At 74.1% G+C, this 17,793-nt stretch carries 18 protein-coding genes and 1 riboswitch; of the genes, 11 read left to right on the top strand and 7 right to left on the bottom strand.

What is annotated here, in order from left to right; translation table 11 throughout:
* Positions 1-19 precede the first annotated feature (19 nt).
* The 6 genes from ACIP98_RS26810 to ACIP98_RS26785 all read left to right on the top strand — a co-directional run bounded on the left by ACIP98_RS26810 (position 20) and on the right by ACIP98_RS26785 (position 5,444).
* Complete coding sequence (locus tag ACIP98_RS26810; protein ID WP_319658582.1) at positions 20-874, top strand: bifunctional methylenetetrahydrofolate dehydrogenase/methenyltetrahydrofolate cyclohydrolase; 855 nt, start codon at positions 20-22, stop codon at positions 872-874.
* Entirely contained in the window at positions 871-1,386 is a 516-nt protein-coding gene (locus ACIP98_RS26805; RefSeq protein ID WP_401978323.1) for a DUF3017 domain-containing protein, read from the top strand. The genes ACIP98_RS26810 and ACIP98_RS26805 overlap by 4 nt, the downstream gene beginning before the upstream one ends.
* A 232-nt stretch (positions 1,387-1,618) precedes the next feature.
* Positions 1,619-2,830 carry a sensor histidine kinase gene (locus ACIP98_RS26800; RefSeq protein WP_401978321.1) on the top strand — a complete coding sequence of 404 codons (1,212 nt, stop codon included), beginning with the start codon at positions 1,619-1,621 and terminating at the stop codon, positions 2,828-2,830.
* Positions 2,827-3,501: a response regulator transcription factor gene (locus ACIP98_RS26795; RefSeq protein WP_319658586.1), complete on the top strand. Its 675-nt coding sequence runs from the start codon at positions 2,827-2,829 to the stop codon at positions 3,499-3,501. Before ACIP98_RS26800 ends, ACIP98_RS26795 begins: the two co-directional genes overlap by 4 nt.
* A 94-nt stretch (positions 3,502-3,595) precedes the next feature.
* Positions 3,596-4,495, top strand: coding sequence for a helix-turn-helix domain-containing protein (locus tag ACIP98_RS26790; RefSeq protein ID WP_401978319.1), 900 nt, complete (start codon positions 3,596-3,598; stop codon positions 4,493-4,495).
* 61 nt (positions 4,496-4,556) lie between these two features.
* Positions 4,557-5,444 carry a helix-turn-helix domain-containing protein gene (locus tag ACIP98_RS26785; protein ID WP_401978318.1) on the top strand — a complete coding sequence of 296 codons (888 nt, stop codon included), beginning with the start codon at positions 4,557-4,559 and terminating at the stop codon, positions 5,442-5,444.
* 37 nt (positions 5,445-5,481) lie between these two features.
* On the opposite strand, the gene ACIP98_RS26780 is transcribed toward ACIP98_RS26785, so the two are convergent.
* Entirely contained in the window at positions 5,482-6,246 is a 765-nt protein-coding gene (locus tag ACIP98_RS26780; protein ID WP_401978317.1) for a hypothetical protein, read from the bottom strand.
* A 621-nt stretch (positions 6,247-6,867) separates the two neighbouring features.
* Here ACIP98_RS26780 and ACIP98_RS26775 point away from each other — a divergent pair.
* Complete coding sequence (locus tag ACIP98_RS26775) at positions 6,868-7,857, top strand: malate dehydrogenase (RefSeq protein ID WP_319658590.1); 990 nt, start codon at positions 6,868-6,870, stop codon at positions 7,855-7,857.
* 68 nt (positions 7,858-7,925) lie between these two features.
* On the opposite strand, the gene ACIP98_RS26770 is transcribed toward ACIP98_RS26775, so the two are convergent.
* Positions 7,926-9,389 carry a PLP-dependent aminotransferase family protein gene (locus tag ACIP98_RS26770; RefSeq protein ID WP_319658592.1) on the bottom strand — a complete coding sequence of 488 codons (1,464 nt, stop codon included), beginning with the start codon at positions 9,387-9,389 and terminating at the stop codon, positions 7,926-7,928.
* Between the two features lie 50 nt (positions 9,390-9,439).
* On the opposite strand from ACIP98_RS26770, the gene ACIP98_RS26765 reads away from it, so the two are divergent.
* Positions 9,440-9,958, top strand: coding sequence for a carboxymuconolactone decarboxylase family protein (locus tag ACIP98_RS26765; protein WP_401978315.1), 519 nt, complete (start codon positions 9,440-9,442; stop codon positions 9,956-9,958).
* 23 nt (positions 9,959-9,981) lie between these two features.
* Here ACIP98_RS26765 and rocD read toward each other — a convergent pair whose 3' ends face one another.
* Positions 9,982-11,187, bottom strand: coding sequence for an ornithine--oxo-acid transaminase (gene rocD, locus ACIP98_RS26760; RefSeq protein WP_319658594.1), 1,206 nt, complete (start codon positions 11,185-11,187; stop codon positions 9,982-9,984).
* A 150-nt stretch (positions 11,188-11,337) separates the two neighbouring features.
* Positions 11,338-11,424: riboswitch (ZMP/ZTP riboswitch) on the top strand.
* A 26-nt stretch (positions 11,425-11,450) separates the two neighbouring features.
* Here rocD and ACIP98_RS26755 point away from each other — a divergent pair.
* On the top strand, positions 11,451-12,893 hold the full coding sequence (locus ACIP98_RS26755; RefSeq protein ID WP_319658595.1) for a glycine hydroxymethyltransferase: 1,443 nt from the start codon (positions 11,451-11,453) through the stop codon (positions 12,891-12,893).
* Here the strand turns inward: ACIP98_RS26755 and ACIP98_RS26750 are convergent.
* The 4 genes from ACIP98_RS26750 to ACIP98_RS26735 all read right to left on the bottom strand — a co-directional run bounded on the left by ACIP98_RS26750 (position 12,886) and on the right by ACIP98_RS26735 (position 15,702).
* Positions 12,886-13,497: a hypothetical protein gene (locus ACIP98_RS26750; protein ID WP_401978313.1), complete on the bottom strand. Its 612-nt coding sequence runs from the start codon at positions 13,495-13,497 to the stop codon at positions 12,886-12,888. The two genes, ACIP98_RS26755 and ACIP98_RS26750, sit on opposite strands and share 8 nt — an antisense overlap.
* Positions 13,494-14,189, bottom strand: coding sequence for a hypothetical protein (locus ACIP98_RS26745; protein ID WP_401978311.1), 696 nt, complete (start codon positions 14,187-14,189; stop codon positions 13,494-13,496). Before ACIP98_RS26745 ends, ACIP98_RS26750 begins: the two co-directional genes overlap by 4 nt.
* A 224-nt stretch (positions 14,190-14,413) precedes the next feature.
* On the bottom strand, positions 14,414-15,154 hold the full coding sequence (locus tag ACIP98_RS26740; protein ID WP_401978309.1) for a hypothetical protein: 741 nt from the start codon (positions 15,152-15,154) through the stop codon (positions 14,414-14,416).
* Positions 15,151-15,702, bottom strand: a complete 552-nt coding sequence (locus tag ACIP98_RS26735) for an RNA polymerase sigma factor (protein WP_401978308.1) — start codon at positions 15,700-15,702, stop codon at positions 15,151-15,153. Before ACIP98_RS26735 ends, ACIP98_RS26740 begins: the two co-directional genes overlap by 4 nt.
* Before the next feature lie 140 nt (positions 15,703-15,842).
* Between ACIP98_RS26735 and trpS the strand changes: the two genes are divergently transcribed.
* Together trpS and ACIP98_RS26725 are read left to right on the top strand one after the other, a co-directional pair.
* Complete coding sequence (gene trpS, locus ACIP98_RS26730) at positions 15,843-16,856, top strand: tryptophan--tRNA ligase (RefSeq protein ID WP_319658601.1); 1,014 nt, start codon at positions 15,843-15,845, stop codon at positions 16,854-16,856.
* Positions 16,857-17,073: 217 nt separating this feature from the next.
* Positions 17,074-17,676: a 2'-5' RNA ligase family protein gene (locus tag ACIP98_RS26725; protein ID WP_319658602.1), complete on the top strand. Its 603-nt coding sequence runs from the start codon at positions 17,074-17,076 to the stop codon at positions 17,674-17,676.
* Positions 17,677-17,793: the final 117 nt, after the last annotated feature.

Here is a 17,793-nt window from a genome sequence, read left to right as displayed (position 1 = left end):
GACCTGAGAAGATGGAGGTATGACCGCCCAGATTCTCGATGGCAAGGCCACTGCTGCCGCGATCAAGTCAGAACTCTCCGTACGCGTCCAGGCGCTCAAGGCCCGCGGGGTCACGCCGGGGCTCGGCACCCTGCTGGTCGGCGACGACCCGGGCAGCCGCTGGTACGTCGCGGGCAAGCACCGCGACTGCGCCGAGGTCGGCATCGCGTCCATCCAGCGGGAACTGCCGGAGACGGCAACCCAGGAGGACATCGAGGCGGTCGTGCGCGAGCTCAACGAGGACCCGCAGTGCACGGGTTACATCGTCCAGCTGCCGCTGCCCAAGGGCATCGACACCAACCGCGTCCTCGGTCTGATGGACCCCGCCAAGGACGCGGACGGACTGCACCCCACCAACCTGGGCCGGCTGGTCCTCAACGAGCGCGGCCCGCTGCCGTGCACGCCGAACGGCATCGTCGAACTCCTGCGCCGGCACGGCGTGGAGATCAACGGCGCGCACGTGGCCGTGGTCGGGCGCGGGGTGACGGTGGGCCGTTCGATCGGCCTGCTGCTGACCCGCAAGTCCGAGAACGCGACGGTCACCCTCTGCCACACGGGCACCCGGGACCTGGCCGCGCAGCTGCGGCAGGCCGACGTCATCGTCGCCGCCGCGGGTGTGCCGCACCTGGTCAAGCCCGAGGACGTGCGGCCGGGCGCCGCGGTGCTCGACGTCGGCGTGAGCCGGGACGAGAACGGGAAGATCGTCGGCGACGTCCACCCGGGCGTGGCCGAGGTCGCCGGCTGGATCTCCCCGAACCCGGGCGGCGTCGGCCCGATGACGCGGGCGATGCTGCTGGCGAACGTGGTCGAGGCGGCGGAGGGCCGCTTCTCATGACCGGCGGCCCGGGCCAGGGCAGCGGCACCGGCACCGAGGACGAGACCGCGGCGGCGGGCACCCCGGTGGCCGCGGCCGCCGCGAAGACCGCCGAGGCGGCACAGGAGCAGGAGCGGGACCAGGCCGGCGTGAGCCGCCGCTTCCAGGCCGTCACGCGGGGCACTGCGCGGCCCGAGGGCGGCGGCCGTGCGGCGGCGGGCGACGCGCCCGCGCCCGCCCGTCAGTGGCCGATCCTGGGGGTCGGCGGGGCGGTGGCCCTGGGCCTGGTGCTGATCGCCGCCGACACCGTCCGGGCCGGCACGGTACTGATCGGCGCGGCGCTGCTCGCGGGCGCGCTGCTGCGCTGGGCGCTGCCCTCGGTCGGCATGCTGGCGGTGCGCAGCCGCTTCACGGACGTGATCACCTACGGCCTGCTGGGCGTCGTGATCGTGCTGCTGGCGCTGATGGCACAGCCGCATCCGGTGCTGGAGATCCCGTTCCTGGAGGACGTGGTCCGCTTCTCCGTGCGCTGAGCGCACCGCGCGAATGGGCCCCGCGACAGCACTGGGTGTCCCGTCCTCCCCCCGTCGGAGGACGGGACACCGTCGCGTAGGGTGCCCCCCTCTGGCTCCCCGGCGATGACGGTACGGGCAGGCCGCCCGCCGGGGCGTCCCGTTCTGGGTGGAGGTTTCCGCCCGGAGTACAACTTTCGCGGTACGGCGACGGGCTGACGCGGGTCCGGTCCGGCTCGCCTACGCTTCGCGCGTGCGGAACAAGGTGCTGGCGGACGTGGCGCTGGCGGTGGCTTTCACGGCGGCCAGCATGCTGCTGGGACACGAACAGCCACCGCCGGACTGGCATCGGCTGGACGCCGCGGGCTACGCGCTCACCGCGCTGGTCAACCTGCCCGTCGCGGCCCGGCGCCGCTTCCCGGTCGGCGTCAGCGTCTTCGTCTGCGTCGCCTGGGTGGTCTTCGTGGCGGCCGGCTACTGGCCGGTCGTCAACAGCCTGGCCCCGCTGATGGCGCTGTACACGGTGGCCACCGTGCGCCCGGTGCGCCTGGCGCTGGGCTGCGCGGCGCTCACCGGCGGGGTGTGGGTGTACGCGGGGCTGACGGCCGCGCAGAGTTCGATGGCCACCGTGGTCGCACAGGCACTGGTGTTCCCACTGGTCATGTGTCTGTTCGGGCACTCCGCGCGGGTGTCGGCGCAGCGTGCGGAGCGGCTCGGGGAGGTCACCGAGCGGCTGCGCGCGGAGCGGAAGGACGCGGCCAAGCAGGCGGTCGCGGAGGAACAGGCACGCATAGCCCGCGAATTGCACGACGTCGTCGCCCACCACATGTCCGTGATCTCGGTGCAGGCGGGCATGGCCTCGTACGTCTTCGCCAGCGAGCCCGAGAGCGCGCGCAAGGCCCTGGACACCATCTCCGACACCACGCGCGAGGCGCTGCAGGAGATGCGCCGCATGCTCAAGGTGCTGCGCGCCGGACCGGGGGAGCCCGAGGGGGGTGCGCCCTCCTACGACCCGATGCCCTCGGTGACCCGCATGGGCGAGATGATCGAGCGGGTGCGCGCCGCCGGACTGGCGGTGGAACTGCGCATCGAGGGATCGCCGCGCCCGGTCGCCCCGGGTGTGGGCCTGTGCGCCTACCGGGTGGTACAGGAGGCGCTGACCAACGTCCTCAAGCACGCCCCCCACGCGCGGGCGCGCGTCCTGGTGGCGTACGAGCCCCACCAGCTGCGGGTCACCGTCACCGACGACGGCGGTGGGGCCGGGCCGCACGGATCACCAGGTCGTTCCGATCCGGACACAATCCCCCAGGGAGCCGGTCATGGCTTGATCGGCATGCGTGAGCGCGCCAGGCTCTACGGAGGGACGGTGGACATCGGCCCGCTCGGCGATGGTTTCGAGGTACGCCTCACGCTCCCCACATCGGCGCGCGGGGCCGCGCGGCGAGGGGATTCATTGGACGCATGACCACGGTGCTCGTCGTCGACGACCAGTTCCTGATCCGGGCCGGACTGGTGGGGCTGCTGCGCGCCGCCCCCGGGATCGAGGTGGTCGGGGAGGCCGGCGACGGCGAGGAGGCCGTGGAGCGGGCCGCCGAGACCGCGCCCGAGGTGATCCTGATGGACATCCGCATGCCCGGCATCAGCGGCGTCACCGCGACCGAGCGCATCCTGGCCGCGGCCGGCGAGCGGGCACCGCGCGTCCTCATCCTGACCACCTTCGACCTCGACGAGTACGTGTACACCGCGCTGCGCGCCGGGGCCTCCGGCTTCCTGCTCAAGGACGCGGGCCCGGAACGGCTGATCGCCGCCGTCCACGCCGTCGCCGGGGGCGACACCTTGTTCGCGCCGAGCGTCACCCGGCGGCTCATCGAGGCGTACGCGCCGGTGCGGCCGACTTCGGATCCCGGCCGTCCGCCCCCCGCCGAACTCGCGGCGCTGACCGCACGCGAGCTGGAGGTGCTGCGGATGATCGCCAAGGGGCTGTCCAACGCGGAGATCGCCGAGCGGCTCTTCATCAGCGAGGCGACCGTGAAGACCCATCTGAACCGCACCATGGCCAAGCTGGGGATCGGCAGCCGCGCCCAGGCGGTCGTGCTGGCGTACGAGACGGGACTCGTGACCCCGCGAAGAGGATGAGGATTCTCCGGATTTCAAGCGTCGAGCGTATGTGCGTCGCTACCGTGGGTTGACCGACGGAACCGGGGGGTGCGTGGTGGCGCGATGGGAACCATTGCCCGAGACACTTGACGCCGCCGCGCGCCGACTGGCCGTGCACCTGCGCAGGATGAAGGACCGCAGCGGGCTGAGCGTGCCCGCGCTGGCCGCGCGCACCGCTCAGAGCACCGAGGCGTGGGAGCAGTTCCTCAACGGTGTCCGGGTGCCGCCGCGCGACGCGGTCGAGGTGCTGGGCCAGTTGAGCGGCGCGGACTACGAACGGCTCGTCGCGCTGTGGGAGTTGGCCGACCGCGGGGTCAACGACACCATGACCGGCTTCAAGTACTCCGATCCGCTCGATCCGCTCGCACCGGTCGAGGGCATGCCCCGGCACGCGGCCCGGCGGCGGCGCAGGGCGCTGCTGGTGGGTGCCGGGATGCTGGCCGGGGCGTTCGGGCTGCTGGTCGTCGCCGGGATCGCCACCGACGGGGCCCCACGCGCCCAGGCACCGCTATCGGCGCACCCCACGGGGGCCGCGGCGGGCGGCGGCGCACCTTCCGCCACCGCTCCCGGGGCCGTGGTCACCACCCGCTCCGGGACGTCCTCGCCGGCCCGGGAGGGGACGCCGGCGCGGCCCGGTGCCCCGCGCACCGGGGCCGGGGCCGTCACCCCGGACGGCGGGACGCCCGCGGCGCCGGTCGACGACGTGAGCGAGCGCCCCGCGGGCGGCCACGCCCCGGCGACGGCCGGCACGGGCGGCACGGGTGACTCCGGCGATTCCGGTGACGCCGGCGGCACGGGCGGTTCCGGCGGCGGGCACGGCACGACGGCGCCGGGCGGCGGCGCGACCACGCCGCCGCCGGCCACCACGGCACCGCCCGCCCAGACCCCCGCGCCCTCCTCCGCCGCACCGAGCCCGAGTTCCGGCCACGGGTTGTGCCTGGGGCTGATCGTCCTCGGCATCTGCATCGGGTGACGGGGCGGGCCGCACCGCAGCACGACACGCACTTCGGCAAGGCAAGCAGGGGGACCGCACCATGACCCGTTGGCGACCGCTGGCGGACGATCTCGACCCACGCGTCCGGGAGTTCACCGAGCACCTGCGGCGGCAGGTCGACCGCGGCGGCCTGAGCGCCGCCGCGCTCGCCGAGGCCACCGGGTACAGCAGAAGCTCCTGGGAACGGTATCTGTCCGCCCGGCTCCTGCCGCCCCGGTACGCCGTCGTCGCGCTGGCCCAGGTGACCGGCGCCGACCCGCGGCACCTCGTCACGCTGTGGGAGGTCGCCGAACGGGCCTGGAGCCGGGCCGAGGACCGGCACGACGTCACGATGGAGGCCGGACGGGTCGCCGAAGCACGGGCCGCGCTCGGCGAGTTCGGGCCCCCTCCGGGCAGTGCCCCGGCCCCGCGCCGGTCCCGGCGGGCCCTGGTGCTGTTCGCCGCGGGTGCGGTCGCCGTGGTGCTGGCGGTCGTCGGCGTGGGCCTGCTCGGCGGCGGGGGCGGCGGCACGGGCCGCGCGGCGGACGCGCGGGCGCCGCACCCCTCCCGCACGGCCCGCGCCGACGAACTCCCCTCCGGGGTCAAGTGCACCGGGGCCACCTGCACCGGAGAGGACCCCGAGGGCATGGGCTGCGGTGGGGCGCACGCGCGGACGACGGCCTCGGCCTGGATCGGCGGCGCCTACGTCGAGACGCGGTACAGCGAGGTCTGCGCGGCCGCCTGGGCACGGATATCCGCCGCCGCCCTGGGCGACACCCTCACGGTCGGCCCCGCCCGGGCCAGCGGCCCCGCCCAGCGCACCCGCATCGGCCGGACCGCCGCCGCGTACACCCCCATGCTCGCCGCCCCCGCCCCTGCCGCCGTCCGCGCCTGCGCCACCCTGGCCTCGGGCCTCCACGGCTGCGCGACCCCGTTGGCCACTCCCTGACGCCCGCGTCGTGTTGGCCAGTGGTCGTACGGGTGCGTTACTCGACAGGGCGGTTCCTGGTGCCGTGGCGGGAACGGTCCACCGGGTCGCGGTGCCCGGCACGTCCCCAGGTGGTCCAGGGCAGGCGGACGGCTTCGATCTCGGGGTCCGTGAGCAGTGCCTCGACAAGCGGGCGCGGGCCGCAGACTTTGGTGCCCCAGAGGTCGTAGTCGGTGCAGACGACCCAAGAGCGGTCCGCGGCCCACAGGTTGGACGGGGTGTACAGGATGTCCGGGTTGTCGAAAAGGGGCTGGGCGTGGCCCAGGCGGCCGGAGCGGACATGCCCCTTTTCGAAGTCCTGCGTGATGATCGGGTTGTAGTACGCCAGGCAGTCAGTGTCTGCCCCCTGGGGGCTGTGCGCCGTGAGGAACCGGATCAGTTGGTTCCATGTCGGCCTGTCGAGGCTGCCCTCCGCGGGCCATTCGATGGAGCCGGGCTGGATCCCCGCCTCTTTTGCGGAGGGGAAGCAACGAAAGCAGGGGTACAGGCCCTGCGGTACGACCGGATCGCCGATGCGGGCGGCCAGTTCCGTCCAGCGCAGCCGCTCCCACCCCGGGCCTGGGTGCTCGGACCGGCTTTGGGCGTGGTTGGCCGAATCCCCCGCTGTTTCCCTGCGCTCGTACATGCCGCCGAGCACCCAGGCGGCGTCGGGCCGGCCGGGCGCCTCGTAGCCGGTGAGGCCGTCGTCCTGGGAGAGTTCGGCGAGCCAGTCGGTCCCGGAGGCGGGCGCGCGGGGCCACAGATCGAGGATGTCATCGGGCATCCGGCCAGGCTATGGGCCCGCGCGCGACCAGTGCCGGAGCCCGGTGACCCTCCCCGGTCACCGCCTCGGCGACGTGCCCCACGGAAGCGGCCTTGGCCGGGTGGGTCGTCGAGATGCGAATTCGGGCAGCCCAGTGCTCGGCCGAACCGGGGGCGGCCCCCCTGCCGCCTGTGCGGCGCCACGCCTGCCGCGGGCGTGTGGGGGTGCACGGCACCACCGGTCCCAGGGACGGTCAGGGAAGCGTCACCGAACCGGTCCGGGTCGGTTGTCCGCCGCGCGGACCCGGCGTGGTCGCGCCGGCCGGTCCGGCTGGGGTCGCTTCCGCTCGGTCCTGGGGCGTGCCGCACGGGGGTGGGTCGGGGCGCGGTGTCACGGCCCGGGCGGACGTGAGCGCGTCCGCAGGACCGCCGGTGTTCGCCGCCTCCCGCCCCCGCGTCCCGCGCGGAGCCGCTCCGGACGCCGGGGGCGCGGTGACCGGGGCCACACCCGGTGTGGCAGCCGCCGGGACGGCACGGGTATAGCCTGGCGTGGGTCTCTTGACGCCGAGAGATCCCCGTTCCGGGAGCAAGGGACGCTGCCGGGGCGGCATGGGATCCAGCAGCAGAAGGCCAGGAGAAGGCAATGACTCGCACTCCCGTCAACGTCACCGTAACCGGAGCGGCCGGACAGATCGGCTACGCGCTGCTGTTCCGCATCGCGTCGGGCCACCTGCTCGGCCCCGATGTCCCGGTGAAGCTGCGCCTCCTGGAGATCACCCCGGCGCTCAAGGCCGCCGAGGGCACCGCGATGGAGCTGGACGACTGCGCGTTCCCGCTGCTCCAGGGCATCGACATCAGTGACGACCCGAACGTGGCCTTCGACGGCGCCAACGTCGGCCTGCTGGTCGGCGCCCGCCCGCGTACCGCCGGCATGGAGCGCGGCGACCTGCTCGAGGCCAACGGCGGCATCTTCGGCCCGCAGGGCAAGGCCATCAACGCCCACGCCGCGGACGACATCCGCGTCCTGGTCGTCGGCAACCCGGCCAACACCAACGCGCTCATCGCGCAGTCCTCCGCCCCGGACGTCCCGGCCGACCGCTTCACCGCGATGACCCGCCTGGACCACAACCGCGCGATCTCGCAGCTGTCGAAGAAGACCGGCGTGCCGGTGAGCGAGATCCGCCGCCTCACCATCTGGGGCAACCACTCCGCCACCCAGTACCCGGACGTCTTCCACGCCGAGGTCGCCGGCAAGAACGCCGCCGAGACCGTCAACGACGAGAAGTGGCTGGCCGAGGAGTTCATCCCGACCGTCGCCAAGCGCGGTGCGGCCATCATCGAGGCCCGTGGCGCGTCCTCCGCCGCCTCGGCCGCCAACGCCGCGATCGACCACGTCTTCACCTGGACCAACGGCACCGCCGAGGGCGACTGGACGTCCGCGGGTGTCGTCTCCGACGGCTCCTATGGTGTGCCGGAGGGCCTGATCTCCTCGTTCCCCGTCACCGCGAAGGACGGCAAGTTCGAGATCGTCCAGGGCCTGGACATCAACGACTTCTCCCGCGCCCGCATCGACGCCTCCGTCAAGGAGCTCGAGGAGGAGCGCGACGCGGTCCGCGGCCTCGGCCTGATCTGACGCGTCCGCGACGGCCCGCTGCCGGACCCCTCCCGGGTCCGGCAGCGGGCCGTTGGCGTTCCCGGCGGTCAGCTCCGCTCGGCCAGCAGCGCGCACAGCGCGTCGAGCGCCCCGGCGAAGGCGTGCTCGGGCGGGGTGCCGTAGCCGACGACGAGCGCGTCGGTGTCCCGGCCGCCGAAGTCGTCCAGGCTCTGCAGCCCCAGGCCCCGGGCGCGGGCCGCGGCGACGACCTCCGCGGCGGGCGTGCCGGGCGGCAGCCGGAGCACCGCGTGCAGTCCCGCGGCGATGCCGGAGACCCGGACGGCGGGGGCGCGTTCGGCCAGTGCCGCGACGAGCCGGTCGCGCCGCCGGCGGTACTGCAGCCGCATCCGGCGGACATGGCGGTCGTACGCGCCGGAGACGATCAGTTCGGCCAGCGTCAACTGATCGAGGACGGGGGAGTGGTGGTCGGCCAGCCGCTTCTCGTCCAGGAGGGGTTCGACGAGGGCGGGCGGCAGTGCCAGCCAGGCCAGCCGCAGGCCGGGCGCCAGGCTCTTGCTGGCGGTGCCGGCGTAGACGACGTGCTCGGGGGCGAGGCCCTGCAGGGCGCCGACCGGCTGCCGGTCGTAGCGGAACTCCCCGTCGTAGTCGTCCTCGACGACCACCGCGCCGGTGGCACGGGCCCAGGCCACCGTGGCGGTGCGCCGCTCCGGTGACAGAGGACTGCCGTACGGGAACTGGTGGGCCGCGGTCAGCAGCGCGGCGTCCACGTCCTGGTCCAGCGCGTCGACCTGGGCGCCGTCGTCGTCGACCGGCAGCGGGACGGTCGTGAGCCGCGCCGACCGCAGGATCTCCACGGTGTGCGGGTAGCCGAGCGCCTCGACGGCGACGCGGCGCGCCCCGCCGGCCCGCAGCGTGCGGCCGAGCAGGCCGGCGGCCTGCACGAACCCCGAGCAGACCATCAGGAGTTCGGGCCGGGTGCGGACCCCGCGCACCCGCCCGAGGTAGACCGCGAGCGCCTCGCGCAGTTCGGGCCGGCCGCGCGGGTCGGTGTAGCCGAAGGCCTCGTTGGGCGCGGCCGCCAGCGCCCTGCGGGCCGCCGCCCCCCACGCGGCGCGCGGGAAGGACGAGACGTCGGGGGAGCCGGGGCGCAGGTCGTAGGCGAACCGCTCCCGGTCGGGCAGGACCCCGGCCGTCTCGGCGAAGCGACCGCCCCCGGTTTCCGGGGCGGCGCCGCGCGGGGCGGCGGCCTGGAGGCGTCCGGGCCGGGTGGGCGGCCCGGACGGGCGCCGGCCGTCGGCGACGCGGGTGCCCGAGCCCTGGCGGGCGGTCAGCCAGCCCTCGGCGACGAGCTGCCCGTACGCCTCGGCGACGGTGTTGCGGGCGAGGCCGAGGTCCTTGGCCAGCACGCGCGAGGACGGCAGGCGGGTGCCCGGGGCGAGCCGCCCGATGCGCACGGCCTCCCGCAACGCCTGCTCCAGTCCGGCCCGCGCGCCGGTCCCCCCGACGAGGTCGAGATGGAGGTCGACTCCTGAATTGGCCCACTCGTTCACCCTTCAAGTGGACCACGGGACAGGGACACTGCGTCGGTAGTTTGGCTGACATGACGACGACCACGACTTCCGCAGACACCGCGTCCGGCCAGGGTCCGGACGAGCTCGTCCCGGCCCCCGCCCCCCGCATGGCGCTGGCCAAGGCCGCCCCCGACTTCTACAAGGCGATGATCGCCCTCGACACCGCGGCCGGCAACGGCCTCGACCCCGTGGTCGCCGAGCTGGTCAAGGCGCGCGCATCGCAGGTCAACGGCTGTGCCTACTGCGTCGACCAGCACATCGCCGACGCCCGCAGGCTGGGTGTGTCCGAGCAGAAGGTGCACGGGCTGACCGTGTGGCGGGAGACCCCGTTCTTCACCGCGCGCGAGCGGGCCGCCCTGGCCCTCGCCGAGGCGGTGACCCGCCTCGGCGAGCACGGTGTCCCGGACGACGTGTACGACGAGGCCGCTCGGCTCTTCGACGAGGACGAGCTGCCCCGCCTGATCGCCATGTGCATCACCATCAACGCCTGGAACCGCATCGGCATCACCACGCGGATGTCGCCGGCGCGGCGCCCCGAGGGGATCTGACCGCACCCCCCGGGGCTCCGCCGTCAGGCGGACAGTACGGCCCGCAGCTGGTCCAGGCCCCAGTCCAGGTCCTCCTTGGAGATCACCAGCGGCGGCGCGAGCCGGATCGTGGAGCCGTGGGTGTCCTTGACCAGGACACCCCGCCCCAGCAGCCGCTCGGAGACCTCGCGGCCGCTGCCGTGCCCGGGGGCGATGTCCACCCCGGCCCACAGGCCGCGGCCGCGCACCGTCGTGACCGCGCCGCCGCCGGCCAGCAGGGCCAGCTCGTGGTGCAGATGGTCGCCGAGCTCGGTCGCCCGCTGCTGGTACTCACCCGTGCGGAGCATCGCGAGGACCTCCAGTGCCACGGCGCACGCGAGCGGGTTGCCGCCGAAGGTCGAGCCGTGCTCACCCGGGCGGTACACCCCCAGCACCTCCGCGGACGACACGACCGCCGAGACCGGTACGACGCCGCCGCCCAGGGCCTTGCCCAGGACGTACATGTCGGGGACGACGCCCTCGTGCTCGGAGGCGAACGTCCTGCCCGTACGGCCCAGTCCCGACTGGATCTCGTCGGCGATGAAGAGCACCCCGTGCTCGGAGGTCAGCCGCCGGACTCCCGCCCAGTAGCCCGCCGGCGGCACCAGCACCCCGGCCTCGCCCTGGATGGGCTCCATCAGCACGGCCACCGTGTTCGCGTCGATCGCCGCCTCCAGCGCCGCGAGGTCGCCGTACGGCACGATCTCGAAGCCCGGGGTGTACGGGCCGAAGTCGGCGCGGGCCTCGGGGTCGGTGGAGAAGCTGATGACGGTGGTCGTGCGGCCGTGGAAGTTGTCCGCGGCCACGATGATCTTCGCCTGGCCGTCCGGCACGCCCTTGACCCGGTAGCCCCACTTGCGGGCCGTCTTGACCGCGGTCTCCACGGCCTCCGCGCCGGTGTTCATCGGCAGCACCATCTCCATGCCGCACAGCTCGGCGAGTTCCGTGCAGAACCGGGCGAACCGGTCGTGGTGGAACGCCCGCGAGGTGAGCGTGACCCGGTCCAGCTGCGCCTTGGCCGCCTCGATCAGGCGGGAATTGCGGTGGCCGAAGTTGAGCGCCGAGTAGCCGGCGAGCATGTCGAGGTAGCGGCGGCCCTCGACGTCCGTCACCCATGCGCCGTCCGCGGAGGCGACGACGACGGGGAGCGGGTGGTAGTTGTGCGCGCTGTGCGCTTCCGTTGCGGCGATGTGCTCGGCGGCGGTCGACACGTGAGTGCTCCGTTCGTGGTACGTCGGGAGGTGTGGCGCTGGAGCCCGGTGGAGCTCCTTTCCATTGTTCCTGTCGTCTGGTCCTATCGTCGCTCGCCCGGGATGCGAAAAAACATCGCGGCGACGTCCCGACCCCGCGTTGCTACGCTGGCCGTGGGCCGTGACTGGCGCGCTGGGATGGGATCGACCATCGGGGAGCGGCCCGTGATCTGTGTGCCGTGCGCCTGGGCCATCCGGTATGCCGTGCCGCGCAGGAGGTCCGCATGTCCAGTGGTCGCACCGAATCCACCGCCTTCCGCAGTGCCCTTGACGTGATCAGGGGGGTCGAGCCGCGCGTCGCCGACGCGATCGGCCAGGAGATCGAGGACCAGCGGGCCTCGCTCAAGCTCATCGCCAGCGAGAACTACGCCTCCCCGGCGGTGCTGCTGGCCATGGGCAACTGGTTCAGCGACAAGTACGCCGAGGGCACCGTCGGGCGCCGCTTCTACGCCGGGTGCCGCAATGTCGACACCGTCGAGGCCGTCGCGGCCGAGCACGCGCGGGCGGTCTTCGGCGCCGAGCACGCCTATGTGCAGCCGCACTCCGGCATCGACGCCAACCTGGTCGCCTTCTGGGCCGTGCTGGCCGACCGGGTGGAGGCACCGGCGCTGGAGCGGGCCGGGGTACGGCAGGTCAACGACCTGACCGAGGCGGACTGGGAGCGGCTGCGCCACGAGCTCGGCGATCAGCGCATGCTGGGCATGTCCCTGGACGCCGGCGGCCACCTCACGCACGGCTTCCGTCCGAACATCTCGGGGAAGATGTTCCATCAGCGCAGCTACGGCACCGACCCCGCGACGGGTCTGCTCGACTACGAGTCGCTGCGCCGCACGGCCCGCGAGTTCCGCCCGCTGATCATCGTCGCGGGCTACTCGGCCTACCCCCGGCTGGTGAACTTCCGCATCATGCGGGAGATCGCCGACGAGGTCGGCGCCACCCTGCTGGTCGACATGGCCCATTTCGCGGGCCTGGTCGCGGGCAAGGTCCTGACCGGGGACTTCGACCCCGTCCCGCACGCGCCCATCGTCACCACCACCACGCACAAGTCGCTGCGCGGCCCGCGCGGCGGCATGGTGCTGTGCGACTCCTCGCTGGCCGAACAGGTCGACCGCGGCTGCCCGATGGTGCTCGGCGGCCCGCTGCCGCACGTCATGGCGGCCAAGGCGGTGGCCCTGGCCGAGGCCCGCCACACCGACTTCCACGGCTACGCGCAGCGCATCGTCGACAACTCCAAGGCGCTGGCCGAGGGGCTGCTGCGGCGCGGCACGACCCTGGTCACCGGGGGCACGGACAACCACCTGGTGCTCATCGACGTCGAGTCCTCCTACGGCCTCACGGGACGTCAGGCCGAGGCGGCCCTGCTGGAGTCCGGCATCGTCACCAACCGCAACTCCATCCCCCAGGACCCGAACGGCGCCTGGTACACCTCCGGCATCCGCATCGGCACCCCGGCGCTCACCACCCGCGGCCTCGGCACGGGCGAGATGGACGAGATCGCGGGCCTGATCGACCGCGTGCTGACCACCACCGAGGCCGGCGTCACCTCGGCCGGCAAGCCGTCCAAGGCGCAGCACGTGCTGGACGCGAAGGTCGCCGACGAGATCGCGCAGCGCGCCGCCGACCTGCTGGCCGGCTTCCCGCTCTACCCGGGGATCGACCTCAGTTAGCCGGGCCGGCGCCCGGCCGGCGGCGCGACCACCACCGTCGGCCGAGCGCCGTCGACACCGACCCGGCGGCGAGACCGGGCAGGGCCCACCACCACCCCTCCGCCGCACCCTCGCCGCCGGCCGGGGCCGTACCCGCCTGCTTCGGCCGCCCACCTGGCTCGTCGGGCTCGAACAGCCCCAGGCGGGCGAGCAGGGGGCCGAGGGACGCGGGCGCGCGATGCCACAGCACGTCGTCGTCGGCGACGTAGGGCGCCGAGTCCGTCCGTACCCATACGCCGTCTCCCGTATCGGGGAACACCTGGTCGACCTGGAACAGGGGACCGCCGGCTTCCAGGTGCCAGCGGACGGTCACACTGCCCGCGACGGCCCGGTCGGCCATGGGTCCGGGCGGGTCCGGCGTGCCGCTGTCGTCGTTCAGCACCAGGGCCGTGGCGAGCGGCATGTGGTCGGGCGACGAGGAGTCCAGTCCTGTCGTACGGCCCGTCGCCACCGACGTCAGCACCGCGGTGCCGGGCACCTTGGCGGCCGCCGGCCCCGCTCCGAGCACAACAGCGGGCAGCAGCAGCGCCAACGTGGCCAGGGGTACGCGCGGGCGGATTCTCACGCGTCGACCAGTTCCTGGCGGGGGCCGGGGTCGCGGGGTGTCCGGCGGGACATCAGACGGGAGGCGAGCAGGGTGCCGGCGCTGCCGAGGGCGAGGCCGGCGCCCAGTCCGGGGAGGGACAGCCACCAGTCGGTGCCGCCTGCGGTGTCCTCGGCCGCCGCGGGGGCGGGGGAAGAGGCGGCCGGGGAGGAGCCCTGCGCCACCCCGAAGGGATAGTCGGGAGCGCTGACGCCGAGCCCCTTGTCCGGGCCGAGGAGGCCCATGCGCCCGAGCAGCGCGCCCAGGGCCTTCGGCTGGGCGGCGTGGTGCCACACCCCCTGCTCCGGCAGACCCTTCTCCCCCACCTCGCGGGTGTGGATCCAGGGACCCCCGGCGGCGTCCGGGTAGACGAAGTCCACACGCCAGACCGACACGTCGTGGACGAGCCAGGTGACGGTGACCTGGCGCTGCCCACCCGCCTCCACATCCGTCAGGGACGGCGGAGCGGAGGCGGCGGGCTCCCGCCCGATGGACGCGTCCAGCGTCTGGTAGTCCGGGGACGTGGTGTAGATCGCCGCGGCCTTGCCGCTCCCCGGCGCGACCAGCATCACGCTGGTCGGCCCCCCGGCCGTGGCCGGTCCCGCGCCGGTGAGCAGGGCGCCGAGCGCCGCGCCCGTGACTCCCGCCCAGGTGACGAACCTTCTGAACCGCATGGGTCCCCCTCTCGCTCGGTCCTGCCCCTGTTACACCGCCCGGGCCGGCCGGGTTCCCGCCGAACGGCGTCCCCACGGGGCCAAGGGCCCCGGCCCGTCCGCGGGAGGGGCGGTGATCCCGGCGAGGACCGCGACCGCTGCCGAGCGGTTTCGTCCCCGCGGGGCCCGCCGACCTGGCCGCGCGGGCCGAGGAGCCTCGCCGCCGCGCGGGGGCCTCCGGCCGGTCAGACGGACGGGCTCGCCGCGCCCCGCGGACGGGCCGACTCGGCGATCGCGAGCGCTCGCGCCCTGTCGGGTACGCCCTCCAGACGCAGCGTCACCTGGCCGCGCTGCCAGAGCAGGGTGGGCCCGGCCGCCCGGGGCGGCTCGCGGCGCGTGCGTCCGTCGGGGTCGACGAGCCGGACGTAGTGCGGCTCGGCGAACCACATCGCGAACTCGCCGCCGACCTCGACCCATTCGGCCGCGGAGCCGGTGGTCTTGAGGAAGACCACGTCGATCGAGGCCCGGAACTGGTCGAGCCGGATCGTGCGGCCGTCGCGCCGCCAGGTCATCGACAGCACCCGCCCGCCGTCGGTCACCGCGACCCCGTCCGGCTCGCCCAGCGCGGCCGGGACGAACGCCCCGTCCAACGGTGCGTGTCCGCGGACCGGAGGCGGGCTCCCCGCGCCCGGGGTCGCCGAGGGGTCGTGGCGCACGGCGACGCCGCCGAAGCCGAACCAGTCCGAGACCGCGGCCCGCACCGGTGGGGTGAGCACCAGCACGGCCAGTACCCCGCACAGCAGCGCCACCAGGGTCCGCCACCGTGCCGCGAGCCCGATCCGGGCGCGCCGCACGCGCCCCTCACCGGGCACGGCCTCGGCGAGCAGCCGGGCCAGCACCTGCTCGGCCACCGAGTCCGGCGACGGCGCCGGGATGTCCAGCCGCCGCCCCGCCTCGCGCAGTTCCTCCGGGAGCCGGTCGGTCATCGCAGCCCCCCGTTCCAAGCGGCCGGCACCGGTTCGGCGAGTCCGGTCCGCAGCCTCGCCAGGGCGCGGTGCAGCCGGGACTTGACGGTGCCGCGCGGCCAGCCCAGCACCGCGGCCGTCTCCTCCTCGTCCAGGTCGAGCAGATAGCGGCAGGTGACCACCAGCCGGTGCGGCTCGCTGAGGGCGCCGACCGCGGCCAGCAGCGCCGCGTGCCGTTCCCGGGTCACCGCCAGGGTCTCCGGATCCTGGTCCGGCGGGGGCAGGGCTTCCAGCGCGGCGTTGCGCTCGACGGCCGAGCGCAGCCGCCGGGCGGCCCGCGCCGCGTTCCGCGCCTCGTTGGCGACGATGCGCAGCAGCCAGGGGCGGAAGGCGGAGCCCTCCCGGAAGCCGCCGAGGGCGCGGTACGCCTTGACGAACGAGTTCTGCACCACGTCCTCCGCGTCGGCACCGGCCCCGAGCAGCACCGCGGTGCGGTGCGCGACGTCCGCGTGGACGCGCACCAGCTCCGCGTACGCCTCACGGTCCCCGGCGCGTACGCGTGCGATCACCGCCGCCTCCCCCTCCGTGGCGGCCCCCTTTCGCTCCCCGGCCGCCCCCGTGCGACCCCGTCACCCCTTCTACACCGCTCCCCGCGGCCGGGTTCCCGTTGCGGACGGACAATCCCCGGGGACCTGAGAGAATGAGTGGCATGGCTCTCGATCGTCCCCGTGTGCTCTCCGGCATCCAGCCCACCGCAGGCTCGTTCCACCTGGGCAACTACCTGGGCGCGGTCCGCCAGTGGGTGGCCCTCCAGGAGTCGCACGACGCCTTCTACATGGTCGTCGACCTGCACGCGATCACCGTGCCGCAGGACCCGGCGGAGCTGCGGGCCAACACCCGGCTGGCCGCCGCGCAGCTGCTCGCGGCCGGGCTCGACCCGGAGCGCTGCACGCTCTTCGTGCAGAGCCATGTCCCCGAACACGCGCAGCTCGGCTGGGTGTTCAACTGCCTCACCGGCTTCGGCGAGGCGTCGCGCATGACGCAGTTCAAGGACAAGTCCGCCAAGCAGGGCGCCGACCGTTCGACGGTGGGCCTGTTCACGTACCCGATCCTGCAGGTCGCGGACATCCTGCTGTACCAGGCGAACGCCGTCCCCGTCGGCGAGGACCAGCGCCAGCACATCGAGCTCACCCGGGACCTCGCGGAGCGCTTCAACGGCCGCTTCGGCGACACCTTCACCATCCCGGCGCCGTACATCGTCAAGGAGACGGCGAAGATCTACGACCTGCAGGACCCGCAGGCGAAGATGAGCAAGTCGGCGGCGTCCCCGAAGGGCCTCATCAACCTCCTGGACGAACCGAAGGCCTCCGCAAAGAAGATCAGGAGCGCGGTCACCGACACCGACACCGTGATCCGCTTCGACGAGCAGGAGAAGCCGGGCATCAGCAACCTGCTGACCATCTACTCCACCCTCACCGGGACCGCGATCCCCGAACTGGAGCAGCGGTACGAGGGCAAGGGCTACGGCGCGCTGAAGACCGAGCTCGCGGAGGTCTTCGTGGAGTGGGTCACCCCGTTCCGCGAGCGTACGCAGGAGTACCTGGGCGACCCGGAGAGCCTGGACTCGGTGCTGGCCAAGGGCGCGGAGAAGGCCCGCGCCGTGGCCGCCGAAACCCTGGCGAACGCCTACGACCGGGTCGGTTTCCTGCCCGCCAAGCACTGAACGGGGCATTCCGGCACCCCGTGGCGCGGGCCTTTGGTCCCGCGCGAATGTGACGGACGACGCTCGCGCCTCGGGGCGCGAGCGCGTCACACTTGCTGCGGAGGCGCTGTGCCGCACACCGTGCGTACGATGCCTCCGGCCCGCCCGGGACCGGACGGGAGCGGGCCGGAAACCGACGGTGCGAGGACCGGGGTACGACCGGGAAAGGGGTGAACTCGTGGGAAACCGCATGATCGGCGTGTCCATCGCGGTCCCGGAGCCGTACGGCAGCCTGCTGCAGCAGTGCCGCGCCGACTTCGGGGACCCAGTGGCCTACTGCATCCCCACCCACGTCACACTGCTTCCGCCGACCGAGGTGGACGCCGCCGTCCTCCCGGCCTTCCGCGAGCACCTGGGCGAGGTCGCGGCGGCCTGCCACGCCTTCCCGATGCGCCTGGAGGGAACGGCCAGCTTCCGGCCGCTGACGCCCGTGGTCTTCGTCGAGCTCGCCCAGGGCGGCCTGGACTGCGCCGAACTGCAGGAGCGGGTGCGCTCCGGCCCGGTCCGCCGCGAGCTGCAGTTCCCGTACCACCCGCACGTCACCATCGGTCACGGCATCCCGGACGAGGCGCTGGACCGCGCGCAGATGGAGCTCGCCGACTTCACCGCCGCGTGGACGGCCACCTGCTTCTCCCTCTACGAGCAGGACGACGAGGGCGTCTGGCGCCCCTTGCGCGACTACGCCTTCGGGGCCGCCGCCCCCCACCCCCTGCTCCCCCAGCAGCCGGGGGCCTGCGAACCACTCGGTACGGCTCCCGCGCGGGGTACGCAGCCCGCGTGAGCGGCCCGGACCGGCCGGAGCCGGCCGGCCCGGACCCGTGGACGACGCCGGTCCGCGCGACGCCGCGCCGCCTGCCGGGTGACGCCGCCGGCGGGCCACTTCTTCGCCGGTGGCCCC

Source organism: Streptomyces sp. NPDC088354 (genome assembly GCF_044753585.1).
Taxonomy (GTDB): domain Bacteria; phylum Actinomycetota; class Actinomycetes; order Streptomycetales; family Streptomycetaceae; genus Actinacidiphila.
Note: the sequence above shows the minus strand (reverse complement) of the source record. Positions and strands in the feature narration are given on the sequence as shown.